The following is a 19,571-nucleotide window of genomic DNA, read 5'->3' as shown; positions in this document are numbered from 1 at the left end:
CGTGTCACCGCGCCACCTCCACGTTCGTCCGCAACCGCAGATCCCCCGACGACGCCCCGACCCACACCGCCCGGCGTCCGGTCCCGAGCACCCAGCCGTGCCGCTTCGGATCCCAGGACGACAGCGTGCGCGCGTCGACCCGCACGGTGACCCGACGCCGCTCCCCCGCCCGCAGCGCGAGCCGCCGGTAACCGCCCAACACCCGTACCGCCTGGTCGAGTCGGAGCTCCGGCGACCGCCCGACGTACACCTGCGGCACGGCGATCCCTTCACGGCGACCGGTGTTGTGCACCGCGAAGCTCACGTCGAGACCCTGCCGGGTCCAGTGCGCGGCCAGGTCCCCATAGGAGAAGGAGGTGTACGACAGTCCGTGGCCGAAGGGGAACAGGGGCCGCACGCCCTCCGCGTCGTACCAGCGGTAGCCGACGTGGATGCCCTCCGAGTACTCCTCGATGCCGCCGACTCCCGGGTAGCGGCGCGGGTTTCCCGCCACGGGGTGGTGGTTGTCGTCGACCGGGAAGGACTGGGTGAGCCGGCCGCCGGGGTCGCAGTCGCCGTACAGGACGGCGGCGGTGGCGGCGGCGCCCTCCTGGCCCGGGTAGTACATCTGAAGCACGGCACCCGTGCCGCTCAGCCACGGCATCGAGGTCGAGGACGAGGTGTTGAGGACGACGGTCGTACGGGAGTTGGCCGCCGTGACCGCCGCGATGAGTTTCGCCTGGTTGCCGGGAAGCGCGACGCTCGTGCGGTCGAGTCCCTCGGTGGCGTCCTCGTGGGCGAAGAGGACGACGTCACGGGCGGCGCGTGCGACCTCGACGGCCTCAGCGACATCCTGCGCCCGGGTGGCGGCGGTGATGCGGCGCAGCCGGAAGAGCTGCCCGGCGTCCCCGCCCTGCGCGGTGATCTGGAGCCGGTGGGCGCCCTTGGTGAGGCTCAGGGTCTTGCGGCGCACCGCCAGCCCGTCCGGCGCGGCGGAGACCAGGCCGCCGGAGAAGTACTCGCCGTAGCCGGGGGCGAGCGGGAAGAGGTCCGCGCCGTCGAGGAGCACCTTGGGGCGCAGCGTGGGGACGGCGGAGTAGTGGATGACGAAGGTCCACTCCTCGGCGTCGGAGACGGTGAGCGTGCCGTCGTACGTCCAACTCGCGCCCGCGCCGACCTGTTGGCCTTCGCTGTCGAAGGCCGGGCTCAGGGCCGAGGCGGGGATCGCCTTGCCGAACAGGTCCTCGCCGAGGGCGTAAGTGACGCTCCCCGCACGGGACTTGATGACGTCCAGCGGGCTGTCGGCGTGGTCGGGGACGACGTGCGCGCTGCCGCCGCCGCTGACGAAGGGCAGGGCGCCGGTGGGACCGACGACCGCGACGCTGCCGCCCGGGGACAGCGGGAGGGTGCGGCGCTCGTTGCGCAGCAGGGTCGCGCCCGCCTTGGCGATCTCCAGGGCGACGGCCGCGCCCGCCCGCGCGTCCCGGTCGGGGCGTGGCGGGGCGCTGCCGTCGAGCAGCCCGAAGCGGTCCATGACGGCGAGGAGGCGGCGGACGGCGCGGTCGACGTAACGCTCGGGCACGCTGCCGTTGCGTACGGCGGTCCTGAGCGCCGTACCGAAATGGGTTCCGTCGGGCATCTCCATGTCGAGGCCCGCGGTGATGGCCTTGACGGTGCTGTGGGCGGCGAACCAGTCGGTCATCACCCAGCCCTCGAAGCCCCATTGCTCGCGCAGGATGTCGGTGAGCAGGGTCTTGTTCTCGCAGGAGAAGGTGCCGTTGACCTTGTTGTACGCGCCCATCACCGCGCCGGTGCCGGCGTCGACGGCCGCCTCGAAGCCGCGCAACTCGATCTCGTGCAGGGTCTGTTCGTCGACCCGCACGTCGATGGAGTCGCGGTCCTTCTCCTGGTTGTTGAGAGCGAAGTGCTTGACGGTCGCGATGAGTCCCTCGCCCTGGATGCCCTGGATCTCGGCGGCGACGAGTCCGGAGGCGAGCAGCGGATCCTCGCTGAAGGTCTCGAAGTTGCGGCCCGCGTACGGGGTGCGGATCAGGTTGACCATCGGGGAGAGCAGGACGTCCTGGCCGAGCGCGCGGCCCTCGCGTCCGATGACCTGGCCGTAGCGGCGGGCCAGTTGGGGATCGAAGGCGGAGGCCAGCAGGACGGGGGCGGGCAGGGCGGTGGCGTGCCGGGTGACGCGGACGCCGGCGGGGCCGTCGGCGAGGCGGAGCGGGGGGATGCCGAGGCGTTTCACTCCGGGGACGTAGCCCGCCTGGCCGAGCGAGGCCGGGTCGGTGGCGCCGTGCAGCAGGGAGATCTTCTCGTCGAGGGTGAGCTTGGCGACGAGGCCTTCGACGCGGGGGCCGGCCCCCGCGTCGGGTCTGTCCAGCGCGCGGGCGGGAGGCGTGAGACCGCCGGTGGCCGCCGCGGCGACGGCGATCGATCCGCCCAGCAGACGCAGGGCGGACCGCCGGGAGACGGTGTCGGACATGGGCCGTCACTCCTTCGGTGTGCGGGCACGACGATGTGGACCGCAGTGCGCCCGGCGCCCCCGGTCCGTGTCCGTGTTCGGCAACTGAACGCACTATGCGTCAGGACCGACTTGACACCCCGTTAGACACCACTGGCGCGGCGGGAAAACTATGACCGGTGGTGACTCGTGTCAATGACCTGAACGAGAAAGGGCGCGATGCCGACAAGACCCGAAGGTGAACAGGAAAGGTGAACAGGAAGCGAGGCCGGAAACTGGGCCGAAACGGGACCGGAAACGGGGCCACCCCGGGAGGCGCTGCGGAGAGCGTCCCGGGGTGGCTGGCCGTGCCGTGGCTCAGTGCAGACGGAGTGCCGAGCCGAGCCCTGTCGTCAGCGGGGTCGTGATCGCGGCGACCGTGTCCAGCAGTTCGGCCGGGAGCTTGCGGAGACCGTCCGTGGTGTCGGACAGGACGGCGGGGGCCTGCGCGGGGGCCGGATCGACCGCTCCCCCGGACCCGGACTCGTCGCCGACCTGGGCGACCCGCGTCTCGTACGGCTGACCCTCGGACTGTCCGTCACCGGGCAGCCCGCTCTGGGACGGCTGCGGCTGGCCCTCGATGCCGGGCGACCCCTCGGCACCGCCCGCGGCGGAATCCCCCTCGGGCCGGCCGTTCGCCCCCGGCCCCCCGTTCTCGGTCTCCGCGCCCCCGGAGTTCCCGGCGGCGGCACTGCCGTCGCCGCCGACGCCCGCCTCCAGCACCCACCGCTGCCGGGCGGACCCGTCCCGTCCGGCGACGACGACGTCCCCCGCCTTCTTGCCCTGGCCGGCCGCGACGAGGAGCCCCTTGCCGCCGCGCAGCAGCAACTCGCCGCGGACCGTGAGGTCGTAGCGCACCTCGCCCGCGTGAACGAGGCAGCCGGCCACGACGACCGAGCCGCCGCCGGAACCCGTTTCGGCGTCCAGGCACAGCGTCGGGTCGGCGCCGCTGCGCAGCAGCCCGTCGTCCTGGTAGGACCACTGCTGGGAGGCGGCGGTGGAGCAGTCCGCCAGCACCGCGGCGACGCCCGGCAGGGCCCGGCCGCCCTTGATGTCGAGGCAGAGATCGTCGGCGGGGTTGCGCAGCCGGCCGCGGCCGACCTCCACGGGCTGGCCCACCGAGGCGGCCGAGGGTGACGATCCGTCGGCCGAGGCACCTTCCGCCGAGCGCTGCGGGAGGGTGGTGTTGCCGCTGGGAGCGCCCCAGGTGGCGTGCGGGTCGGGGACACCGTTGTCGTCGGACCAGCCCTTGGCGACGAGGACCGTCGCGAGCAGGGCGAGTGAGGTCAGACCGACACCCACAACGGCCGCCTTGGTGTGCCTGCGCGGCATGACGGGACGGTGCCGGCCGATGACCGCGGCCGGGGCCGGTCGCCCGGGCGCCACCCGCTCGGCACTGCGGCCGGGACGCGATTCGAGATAGCGCAGGGCGCCCCAGCCGAGCACGGTCTCCGCGAGCAGCGCCCCCAACCCACCCTCGAAATAGCTGAGTTGCTCGGCGGCGAAGCGGCAGTAACGGCAGTGCACCAGATGCTGACGGACGTCCGGCAGCAGGGCGCCGCCCCGGCGCAGCGGGACATCGAGGAGACGGTTGTAGAAACGGCATTCCTTGGAGGGCGCGAGATCGTGGTGGGCGCGGACGCAGCCGACGCGGAATTGCTCGCGCGCCTGGTCCAGCGCGGTCAAGGCGGTACCGGGGTCCACACCCAACAGACCGGCCGGTACGGTTATGGGTTCGGCCTCGACCTCCACATGCCACAGGAGGCATTGGGAAGCGCCCGGAAGTTTGCGGAAAGCACGCTCGGCGAGCCGCCGCCTTTCGGACGTCTCGGCCCGCGCGGCCCGTAGCCCGCGACCGCCGGTGGGCTTGCGAAGTTCCGGCAGGGCGGCGGATATCCGGTCGTCCGCGACCCACTCCTTGACCGTCTCCCGCACAGCCACCAGGAGTTGGGGGCGCAGGGCGCCGCCCGACGTCTTGTCGAGCACCCGGTGGAAGGCGGCGGTGGCGGCCATGGACGCGGGGTGCTCCACCGTGGCCAGGCATATGACGGCGTACTCGTAAGTCGCCCTCCAGTGCCGGGCCAGCAGCAACGCGCTCGCGCGGGCGCCGGGAACACTCGCCGGGCCCTGAGCCGCCTGCGCCAGGAGCTCGCGGTCGGACTCGCCGGGGTCCGACCCGGGGCGGGGCGCGTACGGAGGGAGTGGGGGGTAAGGGGATTGCACTGAACCAATTCCTTCCAAGCCGCAGGACCGGCAAGGCAAATGCCTGTCCACCGGAAAGCAGGTTGCCTGAATGGTGCATACCTACGACACGCCTGACGCGGTGTGCTATAAGGCCGCTCACCTTCGCACAATCGCTTCACAGGAAACAAGAAGTTCGAGTGACCAAAGTTCAAAACGCGGAAACTTCAGATAAGTTACCGACGGTATCCGCACCCATATTCGAGTTACCTGCCGGTTGGCCCTCCACATGTGTGCACGCAAAGACGGTTGGCACACCAAATCTCCAAGTTCCCGGACGGCTCCACAGCGACCTCCGAGGTGCCTCTCGGCCCGCTCTCATCCGCCCGCGCAAGCATGGGCCGCATGATCACCCCCCACACGTCGAACACCCCGACGTCAGTCCCCGCTCCGGCTCGCACGGCCGGCACGACCCGCTCGGTCCGCAAGGCCGTCGTCCCGACGGCCGGCCTCGGCACCCGGTTCCTGCCCGCGACCAAGGCCACGCCCAAGGAGATGCTGCCGGTGGTCGACAAGCCGGCCATCCAGTACGTCGTCGAGGAGGCCGCCGCGGCCGGCCTCGACGACGTGCTGATGGTGACCGGTCGCCACAAGCGGGCCATCGAGGACCACTTCGACAACGCCTTCGAACTGGAGCAGGCACTCGCGGCCAAGGGCGACGCCGTACGTCTGGACGCCGTGCGCGACCCGGCCCGGCTGGCCAACATCCACCACATCCGCCAGGGCGAGCCGCTCGGCCTCGGCCACGCCGTGCTCTGCGCCCGCCGCCATGTCGGCGACGAGCCCTTCGCCGTCCTGCTCGGCGACGACCTGATCGACCCCCGCGAGACCCTGCTCAGCCGGATGCTGGACATCCGCGACCGGCACGCGGGGAGCGTGGTCGCGCTGATGGAGGTGCCGCCGGAGCAGGTCCACCTCTACGGCTGCGCGGCCGTGGAGCCCACCGACGAGGACGGCGTGGTCCGCGTCACCGGCCTGGTGGAGAAGCCGTCCCCCGAGAACGCCCCCAGCAGGTACGCGGTCATCGGCCGCTACGTCCTCGACCCGGCCGTCTTCGCCACCCTGGAACGCACCCCGCCGGGCCGCGGCGGCGAGATCCAACTCACCGACGCGCTCCAGCAGTTGGCCGCCGAGGGCACCGTCCACGGGGTCGTCTTCGACGGCCTGCGCTACGACACCGGCGACAAGGCGGACTATCTGCGCACGGTGGTCAGGCTCGCGTGCGACCGCGACGACCTGGGCCCCGAATTCACCGCGTGGCTCAAGGAGTTCGTGGCGGGACTGGAGAGCGGGGAGGGAAGGAGTACGGCGGCGGGGCGACGGCTGGTGGCCTAGTCGGTCGAGGGCGCGGTCGGCTGGTGGCGCAGCCGACCGGAGCCTCGTACCGTCCCGAGCTGCCCCCGTCCCACCCCCGGATAGGGTCGTCGACCAGGAGCTTCACGGGACCGGTCGACACACATGGGGGGGGCACAAGGCATGCCTACGCCTGAGCAGATCTGGGCGGACGCCGATCTCCCCGCTCGTCGGCTCGCCGGGTTGGCGCTCAACCCGGCGACGCCGGAGACCGTCCTGCTGCGGCTGCTCGCCGACGCGCCGTTGGCGGTGCGGATGGTGCTGTGCCGGGACCGGGTCCTGCCGGACGCCGTCGTCGACGCGGTGATCGCGCACCCCGACACCCGCACCCGCAGCTTCTTCGCCCGTAATCCCCATGTCGATCCGGCCCAACGGGCACGGCTGGTGGACGATCCCGAGTGGTTCGTGCGCGCCCACCTCGCCGACGGACCACGGTGGGACGCCCCCGCCGAGCCCAGACCCCTGCCCGACGAGACCGTCGTCCACATGATGAGCACGTACGACAACGAGTCCCTGGGGGGCTTGCTCTACCAGCAGCTCTCCCCGGGGTTGCGTCGATCCCTGCCCACGCACCCCGTCCCGAAGGCTCGCTGCTGGGGCATCGGCATGGCGTGGCGGTCGCTGTCCGCCGACGTCCGGGCCGCACTGCTCACGGACCCTGACGACGAGGTCCGGGAGAGTGCGCGGCGGAGCGCTCAATTCGACGATCCGGCGTGGGTGGAGGCCGAACTCCCCGACCGGTCGTGCCACGGCCGTACCGACATGCTGCTGCACGCCCCCCTCAGCAGAGCTGTGGTGGACGGTGTCCTCACGAGTCCCGTCGGCAAGGAGGACAGGGCGATGATCGCCGGTAACCCCAGCCTCCCGCCCGACGTGGTGGTCCTGTTGGCCGCCGATCCGGACCCGGAGGTACGGAGCGAGATCGCGCACCGCGCCGACCTTGGAGCCGCCGAGCGCCACGCACTCGCCACCGACCCGGACCCGGAGGTACGCGTGACGGTCGCGCGCCGCGCCGACCTGGGACCGGCCGAGCGCCGGACACTCGCGACGGACTCGGACCCGCGGGTCCGCCTGGCGGTGTCCGTCCACCCCGCGCTGAGCGAGGAGGAACGGGCCCGGATCGACTACGCGGTCCCCATGGACCGCCCCTTCGTCTTCCACCCTGCGTACGAGGTGTCCCGGGATCCAGGGACCGTCCGCCGGAACGCGCTCTCCAACCACCCGTTGCTGCGCCGGGAGGCGGCACGGGACCACCTGCTGCCACCGGACCTCGTCGCACGCCTCGCCACCGACGACGACCTCGGCGTACGCGTCCTGCTGGCCCAGAACCACCCGGACGCCCCCGCGCCCCTGCTGCTGCGCAGCTTCCTCGAATACACCGGCCCCGAGCGCGACCACCTCACCAGCCGGCCGAACTTCCCGACCGACGGACTGGCCGCCTTCGCAGACCACGAGGACCCGGAGGTACGGGCCTTGGCCGCCCGCGATCCCGGGACGGAACCGGCCGTCGTCGAGCGGCTCACCCGGGATCCGGACCCTGCCGTGCGGGCCGCGGCGACGCGCCACCCGCATCTTCCATGGTCCCGGCTGGCCGAACTCCTCGACGACGAGGAGCTGGCCTTCGCGGCGGCCATGAACCCGGCCCTGCCACCGGACGCAATCCGCTGGTAGAGGGCGCCGAACACGAGTTCAGCCGTTGGGACGCAACGTCCAGAGCACCGTCATCTCGCCGGTGACCGCTCCGTCCTCGCGTTGGATGGCGACCGTCACGGGGAACTCCGGGCGCTTGCCCTCGTCGAGTTCGGCGATGACGTCGGCGATGGGGCGCCCGAGGGTGGCGGTGGCCTTGACCGGGCCGAGGGCGATCTTCTTGAACGCGATCTCGGCGTTGACCGGAAGCGGCACGGCACGCGAGAGCTGGTCGCCGAACGCGGCCAGCACGATCGCGCCGCTGGCCGACTCGCCCAGCGTGAACATGGCTCCGGCGTGCGGCCCGCCCACGTGGTTGCGGTACTCGCTCTGGTCCGGCAGCGCCAGGACGGCACGCTCCGGAGTGGTCTCCAGGTACTCCAGGTTCAGCGTGCGAACCATCGGCACCGTGGCGGCGAGCAACTCGCCGATGGACATCTGATCTGCGCTCATGACCGGCATGTTACCCACGAGTAGCGACGGGTGGCCAGATATGCGCGGTGACTCCTGTCTCGATGCCGTGCCCGATGCCGCACCCGAGGGCCCTCGTTTTGCTACGGCCCTGACAAGCCGCGGTGACCGAATCGTGTCCTGGGCGGGGCTAGGGTGGCTCACCATGTGGCCAGGACAGCAGCCGCCCGGGGGCGAGCAGAACCCGCAAGCGCAGAACAACCCGTACCAGCAGCCGGGGTATCAGCAGCCGAATCCGTATCAGCAGCCGGGATTCCAGCAGCCCAACCCCTATGCGCAGCAGCCGCAGTGGGGTTCTCCGGCTCCGGTCGGCCCACCCCAGCCGCCGAGCGGTGGCGGCGGCAACCGTACGAAACTGGTCGCGATCGTGGCCGCCACGGCCGTCGTCGTGGCGGCGGGCGTCACCGGGTTCCTGGTCCTGGGCGGCGACAAGGACGACAAGGCGGACGACGCCAAGGACAAGGACACCAAGCCCTCGACGAGCGCGCCCGCCGAGCCGAGCCCGTCGGTCTCCGACGCCAACCCGCGCGGCGGAGACACGGTGAAGGCGACCATCCCGGGCTGGAAGGTCGTCACCAACCCGAAGTGGGGCACGGCCTTCGACGTACCGGCGGACTGGGAGGTGCAGTCCCCCGGCCTGACGATCGGCTTCGAGGACAGCGCCAAGAACGCCGACGCCAAGCCGCTCATCGTGATGTCCGCGCCGGCGTACTTCAAGTCCAAGTGGTGCACCTCCGACGACGACAAGGACGGCCGGACGGACGACACCCCGCTCGCCGCCGTCGGCACCAAGGGCTCGGACGGCGCCAAGGACACCAACGAGGTCGCCGTGAACCAGGTGCCCTGGTGGGTCTTCGGCGGCTACACGCAGCCCGACAAGAAGAGCCTCACCTTCGACAAGAAGGCCAAGGCGTACACGACGAAGGCCGGCATCGAGGGCAGCTACGCCTGGGCCCGCTCCAAGAACAGCCCGCAGATCGGCAAGTCGAAGTGCAACAGCGACGGCAAGGCCATCACGTTCGGCTTCAAGAACTCCGCCGGTGACTTCGTGGCCTGGAGCCTGTACGGGGCGACGGGCGTCAAGGGCGAGGTCCCGGACGCGACGATCATGAAGATCCTCAGCACGGTACGTCTGGCGGGGACGCCGACCGGAGGGTGACCGTCGCCTTCTGTGGCGCGAGGCCGTCGAAGACGATGGTGAGCATCCGCGCGCGTACCTCCTCGTGAAGGTGGGCGCGCGCGGAGGCCTGTGAGGTGGCGACGAGCAGGGCGTAGACCTCGGGCAGTTCGACGTCGTCCCGGACGGCGCCCGCGCGTTGGGCGCGCCGGAGCAGCGCGCCGACGGCTCCACGCAGTCCGTCCGATGCACGGGCGGCGTCGCCGCCGTGGTCACCACCGGCGTCGAGCAGCGCCTCGCCTATCGCGATCTTGCCGGCCGCGTCCGCGACGAGGTGGCCGAAGAAGTCGAAGAACGCCGGGCCCGGGTCCGTGGCGTGCAGCCGCGTCTCGGCCTGTTCGCGCAGGCGGTCGAAGCGCTGCACGAGTACGGCTTCCAACAGCGCCGCCTTGGTGGGGAAATGGCGGAAGACGGTGGCGATACCGACGCCCGCCAGGCGGGCGACCTCCTCGGTGGACGCGGACTGTCCGCCCTTCCCGAAGACCTCCTCGGCGACGGTCAGGATCCGCTGACGGTTGGACCGCGCGTCGACGCGCTGCGGCCGCCGGCCGCCCGTCTCCTGCTTGCCCGGGGTGCTGCTCATCGCGCTTTCCTTCGTACGCCGTTATCCGAAGTCGCGACTCCGTATACTCGGAGTCCGTACTCCGGATAGTAGTTCGATGCCACCGCCCGTCGGCGCAGACGTCAGGAGAGTGCCATGACCCAAGTCCTCAGCCCGCGCGAGGTGTTCCTCGCGCTCGTCAACGGCGTCGCGGAGGGCCGCTGGAGCGAACTGCCCGATCTGTACGCGGAGCGGACGGACGTGGTCCACCCCTTCCACCCGCTCCGAGCTGCCGCCCTCCGCACCCGCGAGGAACTGCGCGAGCACTTCACCCCGACCGACGAGGTGCCCCAACTGCACCGCCGGGCAACGGACATCACGATCCACGAGACGACCGATCCCGAGGTCATCGTGGCCGAGTTCGCGTACGAGGGAACGGTGGCGGAGACCGGCGAACCCTTCAGGCTGCCGGGCATCTTCGTCCTACGGGTACGCGACGGCCAGATCATCGAGTCCCGCGACTACTTCGACCACCTCACCGGGGCCCGGGTCCGGGGCCAACTCGACGCACTGGTCGCGGACATACGAACCGACAGCACCGCCTGAGGCGCCGTCGGCACTACGCTCCGTCCCGTGCAGAAGACGCGCCTGGACACCGAACGGATCCGAGCAGCCCGCCGGTTGATCGACCCGACCTTCCTCGACACTCCGCTGTACCGCTGCGAGGCGCTGGAGCCCGCTCTCGGGTGCGCGGTGAGCATCAAGCTCGAAACGGCCAACCCCGTCCGCAGCTTCAAGGCCCGCGGCACCGAAGTGGTCGCGAGTCTGCTCGCCGACAGCGGCCGGCGAGCCGCGGTGTGCGCCAGCTCGGGCAATCTCGGCCAGGCCCTCGCCTGGTCCGGCCGTGCCCGAGGACTCGACGTGACCGTCGTGTCGTCCCGCTTCGCGACCGCGGCCAAGCTGGATCGCATCCGCGCGTTGGACGCCAGGCTGGAACTGGTGGACGGCGACCACGAGTTGGCCCGCGAGCGGGCGGCGGACATCGCGCGGGCCGACGGCATCCGGCTGGTCGAGGACAGCCTGGACATCGAGACCTGCGAGGGCGCGGCGACCATCGGCCTGGAACTGGTCGACACCGAGCCGAAGTTCGACACCGTCCTGATCGCGCTCGGCGGCGGGGCACTGGCCACCGGAGTGGGCCATGTCCTCAAGACCTTCGCCCCCGAAGTCGAGTTGATCTGCGTCCAGCCCCTGGGCGCACCGGCGATGACCCACTCCTGGCGGAACCGCCGAGTCATCACCACAGAGTCCACCGACACGATCGCCGACGGCGTCGACGGCCGCCGCCCCATCCCGGCCGTCCTGGACGACCTCCTCCTGGTCGCCGACGACGCCGTCCTGGTCCAGGAGTCCTCGATCATCACCGCCATGCGCATGCTCTTCAACCAGGCCGGCCTCGTCGTCGAACCCTCGGCCGCCCTCGGCATCGCAGCCCTCCTGGAAAACCCCACCCGCTTCGCCGGACGCCATGTGGTCACCGTGGTGTGCGGGAGCAACGTCGATGGAGAGGCCTATCGCGGGTGGGTCATGGGTCAGTAGGGCCTCCATCGACGGCGGCTACAGCGAGGGCGACGGGCAACCGGCTCAGCCGATGCCGAACGCCCCCTCTGGTGGCTCAGGCGACGGCACCGCGTCCTCGTCCCGTACCGGCTGTGCTCCGCGCATGAAATCCCGTAGGGCGGCGCCCTGTTCGACCCGGGCCGGGAACGCGTCGGCGGCTGTGAGGCGGGTCAGGGTGGCGGTGTTCACGGGGTGGTGGGCGGCGATCAGGACCGCGTTGCCGAAGCGGCGGCCGCGCAGGACGGCCGGTTCGGCGATCAGGACCAGTTCCTCGAACACCGTGGCGAACGTCGCGAGTTGGGAGCGCAGGAAGGCGAACGGCGTGGCGTCGGCGAGGTTCGCCAGATAGACGCCCGTTCCGCGCAGCACCCGGTCGGCCTCGCGCGCGTAACCCACGGACGTGAACTGCGCCGGGACCCGTGAGCCGCCGAAGACGTCGGCTACGAGGACGTCGGCGGAGTCCGCTGGGGCCGATTCCAGCCAGGCTCGCGCGTCCGCGGTGTGCAGGGCGATGTCGTCGCCGGCGGGAAGCGGCAGGTGTTCCACGACCAGGTCCAGCAGTCCCTGATCCCTCTCGACGACCTGCTGCCGGGAGCCCGGCCGGGTCGCGGCCACATACCGCGGCAGCGTCAGCGCCCCGCCGCCGAGGTGCAGGACGTCCAGCGGACGCCCCGGCTCGGCGACGGTGTCCAGTACATGCCCCAGCCGTCGTACGTACTCGAACTCCAGGTACGCCGGTTCGTCCAGATCGACGTACGACTGCGGCGCCCCGTCGACCGTCAGCAACCACGCCCGCTTCCGGTCGACGTCGGGCATCAGCTTGGCGGTGCCGTGATCGACATCGCGCATCACGGGTATGGGCTCGCTCACGCCCTCATTGTCTCCGGTGCTGGAAGTCGACGTCGCGGATACGCCCCTGAAAGGGGCGCGGGACTGCGGTCCACATGCGGCTCCGCCGCGCGGGCGCGACCAGCCACAGCGGGCCCGCAGTCCCCCACTCACCTCAACCCCCCTCACACAAGGGCGGTCACCGTCCCGGCCCCGACGGTCCGACCACCCTCACGGATGGCGAACCCCAGACCCGGCTCCAGCGGAACGTCCCGCCCCAGCTCGACGGTCATCGTGACCGTCTCCCCGGGCCGCACGACCCCCACCTCACCGAGGTCGACATCGCCCACCACATCCGCGGTCCGGATGTAGAACTGCGGCCGGTACCCGGTCGCGACCGGCGTCGTCCGCCCACCCTCACGCGTGGACAGGACGTACACCTGGGCGGCGAAGCGCCGACTGGGCACGACGCTCCCCGGCGCGGCGACCACATGCCCGCGCCGCACGGCGTCCCGCGGGACCCCGCGGAGCAGCAGCGCCACGTTGTCGCCGGCCTGCGCCTCGTCCATGGGCTTGCCGAAGGTCTCCAGGCCGGTGACGACGCTCTCGACACCGGCGCCGAGCACTTCGACCCGGTCGCCCACCCGCACGACTCCACGCTCGACCGCGCCCGTCACGACCGTCCCCCGGCCGGTGATGGTGAGCACGTTCTCCACCGGCAGCAGGAACGGCGCGTCCAAGTACCGCTCGGGCATGGGCACATACGTGTCCACGGCGTCGAGCAGCGCCTCGATGGACGCCGTCCAGCGCGGGTCGCCCTCCAGCGCCTTCAGTCCGGAGACCCGTACGACGGGTACGGCGTCGCCGCCGTAGCCCTGCGCGGTGAGCAGCTCGCGGACCTCCAGCTCGACGAGGTCGGTGAGCTCCTCGTCGCCCGCGTCGGCCTTGTTGAGGGCGACGACGATGTGGTCGACGCCCACCTGGCGGGCGAGCAGGACGTGTTCGGCGGTCTGCGGCATGATCCCGTCGACCGCGGAGACGACGAGGATCGCCCCGTCGAGCTGCGCGGCGCCGGTGACCATGTTCTTGACGTAGTCGGCGTGGCCCGGCATGTCCACGTGCGCGTAGTGCCGGGTGTCGGTCTCGTACTCGACGTGCGAGATGTTGATGGTGATACCGCGGGCCGCCTCCTCCGGGGCGCGGTCGATGCGGTCGAACGGCACGAAGGTGCCGGTGCCGCGCTCGGCGAGCACCTTGGTGATGGCGGCGGTCAGAGTGGTCTTGCCGTGGTCGACGTGGCCCATGGTGCCGATGTTGAGATGCGGTTTGGTGCGCACGTATGCCGTCTTGGGCATGGCTGTACCTCGAAGCCTCTTCAGTGGTGAAAAGCGGGGACCCCAAGGACTCGCCGACCCTCCCCCTGCGGGGTCCGCCGGACGATCCGGAGAGGGTCAGCTTCGAGCGCCGTCGACTGCGGCGACGATGACGGGAACGGCAGCCTTCGGGGCATCCGCACCTGCGGATGCTGCGAGAGGGAAGGCGTACCGGAACATGGCTCCGATTATTGCCGACGCCCCGCGCAGGGGCGAATGGTTTTCTCCACGGGCGAATTCGAACCCCGTGGGCTTCAGGCTCCCGCCCGGTTCAGGCCCCGCCGATGTTCTTCAGCGCCTCCCGCACCGACAGCGGCGCGAACCGCTCCCGCTCCCGCGCCAGGAACTCCCGTACGGCCTCCGGGTCGGTCTTGGCGTACTCGCGCAGGCACCAGCCGATGGCCTTGCGGATGAAGAAGTCGGGGTGTCCTGACTGGCGCAGGCAGTACGCGAAGAGGCGTTCGGTGTCGGTGCGTTCCTTGTAGCGCAGCTGGTGGAGCAGGGCGGTGCGGGCGATCCAGAGGTCGTCGTCGCCGATCCAGGCGTCCATGTCCAGGGCCAGTTTCCGGTCGGCCGCGACCAGGCCGCCGACGACATGGGCGGCGAGCGCGTCCACGGTGTCCCACCAGGGGACGGTCGACACGAGATGCCGGGCCACCGGCAGGAAGCCGGACGTGCACACGCGCGCGTGGCGGCGCAGATAGTCGACGGCGAAGTACTGGTACTCGCGCTCGGGCAGTTGCCAGCAGCGTAGGGCGATCGCCGTGCAGTCGGCCTCGGCGGGGCGCGGCAGGCCGTCCTCGACGGTGCGGGACAGGGCGCGGCGCACGGGGGTGGTCAGGCCCAGGAAGGGGGCCACGTCCTTCATGTACGCCCGCATCGCAGCGGCGCGCTCCGGATCGGCCGCGCCGGCGTAGGCGGCCGTCAGCCGTTCCAGCACGGTGTCCGCGAGTGTGCTGAACGGCACGTCCGATGTGCTCGTGTCTGTGACGTTCATGAGACGAACCATACGGCGATCACACACATGCGTCCGTTAGTGTCGCGGGCATGCTCGATGCCACCACCCGCTCTGGTGACACCGCCACGGTCTCTCCCCGGGCCACCGCCACGGAGCTTCTCCTTCCCGTGCGCGTAGTCACCGTCCCAGCACCGACGAGCCCGCTCGCGCGCTGCGGAAGAGTGCTGCGCTCGCCCTGGTCCCGGTTCTCGCTGCTGCTCACGCTGCTCGCGGCGGCCGGTTCGAGCGTGCTGCTCTTCAAGCCGCAGAAGCTGCTGGCCGACGGGTGGCCACCCCACGTGGGCGGGCTCATGGCGGCCCTCGTGTTCGCCGCGGCGTACGGGCTGGTCACGGTGGCGTTCGTACCGCGTCCGCTGCTGAACCTGGCCGCGGGTGCGGTGTTCGGCTCCGCGGTGGGTCTGGGCACGGCGCTGGTGGGCACCGTGCTGGGCGCCGGACTCGCCTTCGGACTGGGCCGGGTGCTGGGCCAGGACGCCCTGCGGCCCCTGCTGCGCGGGCGGCTGCTGACGGCGGCGGACGGGCAGTTGAGCCGGCACGGGATGCGCTCGATGCTGGCGGCGCGACTGTTCCCCGGGCTGCCGTTCTGGGGCGTGAACTACGCCGCCGCCGTCTCGCGGATGGGGTGGACGTCCTTCCTGGTGGCGACCGCGCTGGGCTCGATCCCGAACACGGCCGCCTACGTCGTCGCCGGGGCCCGCGCCTCCGCACCGACCTCGCCGATCTTCCTGATCGCGCTGGCCTCCATCGCGCTGCCGACGGTGGCGGGCGCGGTGATGGCCTGGCGCAAGCGCCACCACCTGCGCAAGCCCTGACGCCCCCTCATCCTGCTCCGATCCCTCAAATCCCTTCCAGGATCATCGCGTTGGCGAGCCCGCCCGCCTCGCACATCGTCTGCAGCGCGTAGCGGGTGCCGCGTTCGCGCATCGCGTGCACCAGAGTGGTCGTCAGCCGGGTGCCGCTGGCGCCGAGCGGGTGGCCGAGGGCGATCGCGCCGCCGTGCACGTTGACCTTGGCGAGGTCGGCACCCGTCTCCTGCTGCCAGGCCAGCACGACGCTGGAGAACGCCTCGTTGACCTCGAACAGGTCGATGTCGTCGAGGTTCAGGCCGGCCCTGCGCAGCACCTTCTCGGTCGCCGGTATGACGCCGGTGAGCATGAGCAGCGGGTCGGAGCCGGTGACGGCGAAGCTGTGCAGCCGGGCCAGCGGGCGCAGGCCGAGACGGGCCGCGGTCTCGCTGGAGGTGACGAGCACGGCCGAGGCGCCGTCGTTGATCGGGCTGGCGTTGCCCGCGGTGACGTTCCACTCGATCTGCGGGAAGCGCTCGGCGAAGGCGGGGTCGTAGTACGCGGGCTTGAGGCCGGCGAGGACCTCGGTGGTGCTGTCGGGCCGGACGCACTCGTCGCGCGCCACCCCGTCCAGCGGCGCGACCTCCGCGTCGAACAGGCCGGCCTGCCAGGCGGCCGCCGCCTTCCGGTGCGAGGAGACCGCGAAGGCGTCCATCCGGTCCCTGGTGATCGACCACTTGGCGGAGATCAGCTCGGCGCTGATGCCCTGCGGGACCAGGCCCTCCGGGTAGCGCTCGGCGACTCCGGGGCCGAAGGGGTCCTTGCCGGGCGGCACGTTCGACCACATCGGCACCCGGCTCATCGACTCGACGCCACAGGCGACGACGAGGTCGTACGCGCCCGAGATGACGCCCTGGGCCGCGAAGTGCACCGCCTGCTGGGAGGAACCGCACTGCCGGTCCACGGTGGTCGCGGGGACCGTGTCCGGGAAGCCCGCCGACAGAAGGGCGTAGCGGGTGGTGTTCATGGCCTGCTCGCCGACCTGGTCGACGGTGCCGCCGATGACGTCGTCGATCAGCGCCGGGTCGACGCCGGAGCGCTCGACGAGGGTGCGCAGGGTGTGGGCGAGGAGTTCCACCGGGTGGACGTGGGCGAGGGAGCCGTTCGGCTTGCCCTTGCCCACGGGGGTGCGTACGGCTTCGACGATGACTGCGTCGCGCATGGTGCCGGCCTCCTGTGACTACGCCGCCTACTAGTGAGTAGGAAATCCAAACTCACCATAGCTCCGTGAGTTGGAAAATCAAACCCTCCCCTACACTGGGCGTATGTCCGCCGCCAAAACCCCGCGCCCCTGTTCCATCGCCGACACCCTGGCGCTCGTCGGCGAGAAGTACTCCTTGCTCGTCCTGCGCGAGGTCTGCCTGGGCAACGGCCGCTTCGACCAGCTGGTGCGCAACATCGGCGCCCCGCGCGACATCCTGACCACCCGGCTGCGTCGGCTCGTCGACGTGGGGATCCTGACGAAGCGCGTCTACAGCGAGCGTCCGCAGCGCTTCGAGTACCGACCCACGCAGGCAGGACTTGAGCTGGAGCCGGTCCTGATGACCCTCATGGAGTGGGGCGACCGCCATCTCCGCACGGAGGACGAACGCCCCATGGTCATAGAGCACGTCTGCGGCAACGAACTGGTCCCGGTCGTCACCTGCCGGGCCTGCGGCGACGAAGTGCGCCACGAAGACCTCACCGCCCACCCCCAGGTTCCGGGATGGACGGTGAAGGGTCCTACGGCTGCGTAGCGCCGCGGCTGTCCGATCCAGATCTACCGACGATGACTCACCAGGGGTGCGCCGCGAGGTACTTGGCGATCTCCTCGCGCTCCCACGCCCCGTCGGCCACGACGACCCGGTAGCGGCGGGTGAGGGTGTCGCCGGGGGCGAGCTCCAGTTCGTCGTAGAAGGACCACGAGGGGGCGATGCCGGCGAAGGGCTCGTTGCGGACGAACCAGTGGGCGGGGTGGGCGCCTTCGGCGCCCGTGTGGTCGTTCTCCGGGGCGTGCGCGAAGACGAGCGTGGCGTGGCCGTCGGTGCCGTCGTGCTCGCCGGAGAGGGCGAGCCAGGGCCCCTGGGTGCCCATCAGGTCCGGTCCCTCGCCGTCGGGCCCGATGATGCGGCCGTCACGGAAGGCGCGCGGGCCGCGCCAGAACAGCCCTGTGTAGCCCGCCGATTCACGCCCCGCGGTGGTCGGGCTGCCGAACCGCAGCGGCTCGTCACGCCGGTTGGTGACCGCGCTGGTCCAGGTCAGCGCCCAGGAGCCGGCGCCCGGATCCACGTCGTGGACCTCGATCCGGCGCTCCTCCTCGGCCCACAGTTCCCCGTCGTACGGGTGCCAGGTGAGCCGTTCGGCGATCACGGCCCGGTCCTCGTGCGCGGCGACCTCGTCGAAGCCGACGTGCGTCATCGAGCCGACACGCTCGGGGAGTTCGAGGTAGCCCTCGCCGTGGACGTAGGAGTTGCCGCCCCACAGGTTGGCGCCGGACAGGTGCGAGGCCGTGAGCTGGAGACCCTTGTGCCAGCGGTGGTCGTTGGGCCGGTAGTCGGTGACGATGTCGCCGGCCAGGGTGCGGATCGGGTGGAGGTACGGCTTCGGCGCCTCCCAGGCGGCCTCGGCGGCGTACACGTAACTCAACAGCTCGACGCCGGTGGCCGGTTCGGTGAGGGTGATCCGGTCGCCGTGGGCGTGGACCAGGCGCAGTCCTGTCATGCGGACACCGCCTTCGCGGCGGCGGGAGCCCAGCCGGGCGCGTTGCCGTGCATCGCCGTGTGGAAGGGGTCGCCGGGGCCGATCTCGCCCGCCTCGACCGTCGCGTCCGTGAACGCCGCCTTGTAGAGCGCGGCGATCAGCTCCAGGCTGGTGCGCCCGTCCGCCCCGCTGCTGCGCGGCCGCTCCCCCGCGCGCATGCTCGCGACCAGTTCCCGCAGTTGCGCGAGGTGCGAACTGGGCACGTCCGGACCGAAGTCCCGCCATCCGGCGAGCTCGTCGGCCGGCACGCCCGGAGCCGGGGTGATGCGCCAGTTCGCGTTGGAGTGGCCGTAGAGATGGGTCAGTTCGACGGTGGCGCGTTCGCAGTCGATGCGGATGCGGCTGACCTCGTCGGGGCTCAGCACGCTGTTGACGACCGTCGCCATTGCGCCGTTCTCGAAGCGGACCAGCGCGGTCGAGACGTCCTCGGTCTCGACGTCGTGCACGAGACGGCCGGCCATCGCGCGCACCTCGCGCCACGGGCCGAGCAGGTCGAGCAGCAGGTCCATCTGGTGGATGCCGTGTCCCATGGCGGGCCCGCCACCCTCGGTCGCCCAGCGGCCGCGCCAGGGCACCGCGTAGTAGGCGGTGTCCCGGTACCAGGTGGTCTGGCAGTGCGCCACGAGAGGCCGGCCCAGCGCACCGCTCGCCAGCAGCCCGCGTACATGGCTGGACGCCGAGCCGAAGCGGTGCTGGAAGACGATCGAGGCGTACGGACCGCCGTCCGTACCCTCCTCGACCTCCACCGCCGCGTAGTCCGCGAGCGTCGGCACCGGCGGCTTCTCGCACCACACCCAGGCCCCGGCACGCAGCGCGGCGATCGTCTGCGCGCGGTGCAGGGTCGGCGGGGTGCAGATGGTGACGAGGTCGGGGCGCTGTTCCCGGAGCATCAGGTCCAGATCGGTGTACGCGTTCGGGACACCGCCCTCCCGGCAGAACTCCTCGACCGCGATGGCATCGATGTCAACGGCGGCGACGACCTCCGTCTCCCCCTCCTCGGCGAGCTGCGCGAGCGCGGGCAGGTGGGAGCCGCGGCCGATGGCGCCGGTACCGATGACGGCGGCCCGGACGCGCCGGCCGGCCAGGGGGGTCGCAGGTGTGGACATGGACGAGATCAGCACTCCTCGGGGACGACGAGCCGACGAGAGGGCAGGACGAACGGCACGGCCGTTGTCACGACGACCGCGC

The 19,571-nt window shown here is 71.3% G+C and carries 17 protein-coding genes; 7 read left to right on the top strand and 10 right to left on the bottom strand.

All coding sequences use genetic code 11. The features are described from left to right. Nucleotides 1–4 precede the first annotated feature (4 nt). Complete coding sequence (locus tag ACWD5F_RS31925) at nucleotides 5–2,470, bottom strand: beta-glucosidase (RefSeq protein ID WP_451259667.1); 2,466 nt, start codon at nucleotides 2,468–2,470, stop codon at nucleotides 5–7. A gap of 336 nt (nucleotides 2,471–2,806) precedes the next feature. Next, the gene (locus ACWD5F_RS31920) at nucleotides 2,807–4,711 is read right to left on the bottom strand and encodes a ricin-type beta-trefoil lectin domain protein (protein WP_451259665.1); all 1,905 of its coding nucleotides are present in this window, start codon (nucleotides 4,709–4,711) and stop codon (nucleotides 2,807–2,809) included. Nucleotides 4,712–5,074: 363 nt separating this feature from the next. Here ACWD5F_RS31920 and galU point away from each other — a divergent pair, with 363 nt between their 5' ends. Together galU and ACWD5F_RS31910 are read left to right on the top strand one after the other, a co-directional pair. Beyond that, on the top strand, nucleotides 5,075–6,064 hold the full coding sequence (galU, locus tag ACWD5F_RS31915) for a UTP--glucose-1-phosphate uridylyltransferase GalU (RefSeq protein ID WP_451259663.1): 990 nt from the start codon (nucleotides 5,075–5,077) through the stop codon (nucleotides 6,062–6,064). A gap of 141 nt (nucleotides 6,065–6,205) precedes the next feature. Next, the gene (locus tag ACWD5F_RS31910) at nucleotides 6,206–7,753 is read left to right on the top strand and encodes a hypothetical protein (protein ID WP_451259661.1); all 1,548 of its coding nucleotides are present in this window, start codon (nucleotides 6,206–6,208) and stop codon (nucleotides 7,751–7,753) included. Nucleotides 7,754–7,771: 18 nt separating this feature from the next. On the opposite strand, the gene ACWD5F_RS31905 is transcribed toward ACWD5F_RS31910, so the two are convergent. Beyond that, nucleotides 7,772–8,209 (bottom strand): DUF4442 domain-containing protein, encoded by a 438-nt coding sequence (locus tag ACWD5F_RS31905; protein ID WP_401726178.1) that lies wholly within the window; start codon nucleotides 8,207–8,209, stop codon nucleotides 7,772–7,774. 178 nt (nucleotides 8,210–8,387) lie between these two features. Here ACWD5F_RS31905 and ACWD5F_RS31900 point away from each other — a divergent pair, with 178 nt between their 5' ends. Further along, nucleotides 8,388–9,401, top strand: a complete 1,014-nt coding sequence (locus ACWD5F_RS31900; RefSeq protein WP_401725798.1) for a hypothetical protein — start codon at nucleotides 8,388–8,390, stop codon at nucleotides 9,399–9,401. Here ACWD5F_RS31900 and ACWD5F_RS31895 read toward each other — a convergent pair. Next, a complete protein-coding gene (locus ACWD5F_RS31895) occupies nucleotides 9,361–10,002 on the bottom strand; it encodes a TetR/AcrR family transcriptional regulator (protein ID WP_451259659.1) in 642 nt (213 codons plus the stop codon). The genes ACWD5F_RS31900 and ACWD5F_RS31895 overlap by 41 nt on opposite strands. A gap of 114 nt (nucleotides 10,003–10,116) precedes the next feature. Here ACWD5F_RS31895 and ACWD5F_RS31890 point away from each other — a divergent pair, with 114 nt between their 5' ends. Next, complete coding sequence (locus tag ACWD5F_RS31890; RefSeq protein WP_451259657.1) at nucleotides 10,117–10,566, top strand: nuclear transport factor 2 family protein; 450 nt, start codon at nucleotides 10,117–10,119, stop codon at nucleotides 10,564–10,566. 27 nt (nucleotides 10,567–10,593) lie between these two features. Further along, complete coding sequence (locus tag ACWD5F_RS31885) at nucleotides 10,594–11,559, top strand: threonine ammonia-lyase (RefSeq protein WP_451259655.1); 966 nt, start codon at nucleotides 10,594–10,596, stop codon at nucleotides 11,557–11,559. 45 nt (nucleotides 11,560–11,604) lie between these two features. Here ACWD5F_RS31885 and ACWD5F_RS31880 read toward each other — a convergent pair whose 3' ends face one another. The 3 genes from ACWD5F_RS31880 to ACWD5F_RS31870 all read right to left on the bottom strand — a co-directional run bounded on the left by ACWD5F_RS31880 (nucleotide 11,605) and on the right by ACWD5F_RS31870 (nucleotide 14,778). Next, nucleotides 11,605–12,450 carry a spermidine synthase gene (locus tag ACWD5F_RS31880; RefSeq protein ID WP_451259653.1) on the bottom strand — a complete coding sequence of 282 codons (846 nt, stop codon included), beginning with the start codon at nucleotides 12,448–12,450 and terminating at the stop codon, nucleotides 11,605–11,607. A gap of 143 nt (nucleotides 12,451–12,593) precedes the next feature. Further along, the gene (tuf, locus tag ACWD5F_RS31875) at nucleotides 12,594–13,763 is read right to left on the bottom strand and encodes an elongation factor Tu (protein WP_451259651.1); all 1,170 of its coding nucleotides are present in this window, start codon (nucleotides 13,761–13,763) and stop codon (nucleotides 12,594–12,596) included. 289 nt (nucleotides 13,764–14,052) lie between these two features. Further along, the gene (locus ACWD5F_RS31870; protein WP_451259650.1) at nucleotides 14,053–14,778 is read right to left on the bottom strand and encodes a DNA alkylation repair protein; all 726 of its coding nucleotides are present in this window, start codon (nucleotides 14,776–14,778) and stop codon (nucleotides 14,053–14,055) included. 50 nt (nucleotides 14,779–14,828) lie between these two features. Between ACWD5F_RS31870 and ACWD5F_RS31865 the strand changes: the two genes are divergently transcribed. Then, nucleotides 14,829–15,611 carry a TVP38/TMEM64 family protein gene (locus ACWD5F_RS31865; RefSeq protein ID WP_401725785.1) on the top strand — a complete coding sequence of 261 codons (783 nt, stop codon included), beginning with the start codon at nucleotides 14,829–14,831 and terminating at the stop codon, nucleotides 15,609–15,611. A gap of 25 nt (nucleotides 15,612–15,636) precedes the next feature. Here ACWD5F_RS31865 and ACWD5F_RS31860 read toward each other — a convergent pair whose 3' ends face one another. After that, the gene (locus ACWD5F_RS31860; protein ID WP_401725783.1) at nucleotides 15,637–16,806 is read right to left on the bottom strand and encodes a thiolase family protein; all 1,170 of its coding nucleotides are present in this window, start codon (nucleotides 16,804–16,806) and stop codon (nucleotides 15,637–15,639) included. A 103-nt stretch (nucleotides 16,807–16,909) separates the two neighbouring features. Here ACWD5F_RS31860 and ACWD5F_RS31855 point away from each other — a divergent pair, with 103 nt between their 5' ends. Beyond that, nucleotides 16,910–17,380 carry a winged helix-turn-helix transcriptional regulator gene (locus tag ACWD5F_RS31855; protein WP_401725781.1) on the top strand — a complete coding sequence of 157 codons (471 nt, stop codon included), beginning with the start codon at nucleotides 16,910–16,912 and terminating at the stop codon, nucleotides 17,378–17,380. Nucleotides 17,381–17,417: 37 nt separating this feature from the next. Here ACWD5F_RS31855 and ACWD5F_RS31850 read toward each other — a convergent pair whose 3' ends face one another. Together ACWD5F_RS31850 and ACWD5F_RS31845 are read right to left on the bottom strand one after the other, a co-directional pair. Then, entirely contained in the window at nucleotides 17,418–18,344 is a 927-nt protein-coding gene (locus tag ACWD5F_RS31850; protein WP_451259647.1) for a DUF6807 domain-containing protein, read from the bottom strand. Further along, complete coding sequence (locus ACWD5F_RS31845; protein WP_451259645.1) at nucleotides 18,341–19,489, bottom strand: Gfo/Idh/MocA family protein; 1,149 nt, start codon at nucleotides 19,487–19,489, stop codon at nucleotides 18,341–18,343. The genes ACWD5F_RS31850 and ACWD5F_RS31845 overlap by 4 nt, the downstream gene beginning before the upstream one ends. Nucleotides 19,490–19,571 lie beyond the last annotated feature (82 nt).

The organism is Streptomyces sp. NPDC002499 (assembly GCF_053595415.1).
The sequence above is the reverse complement of the archived record's forward strand: the minus strand, read 5'-3'. Positions and strand labels throughout refer to the sequence as shown.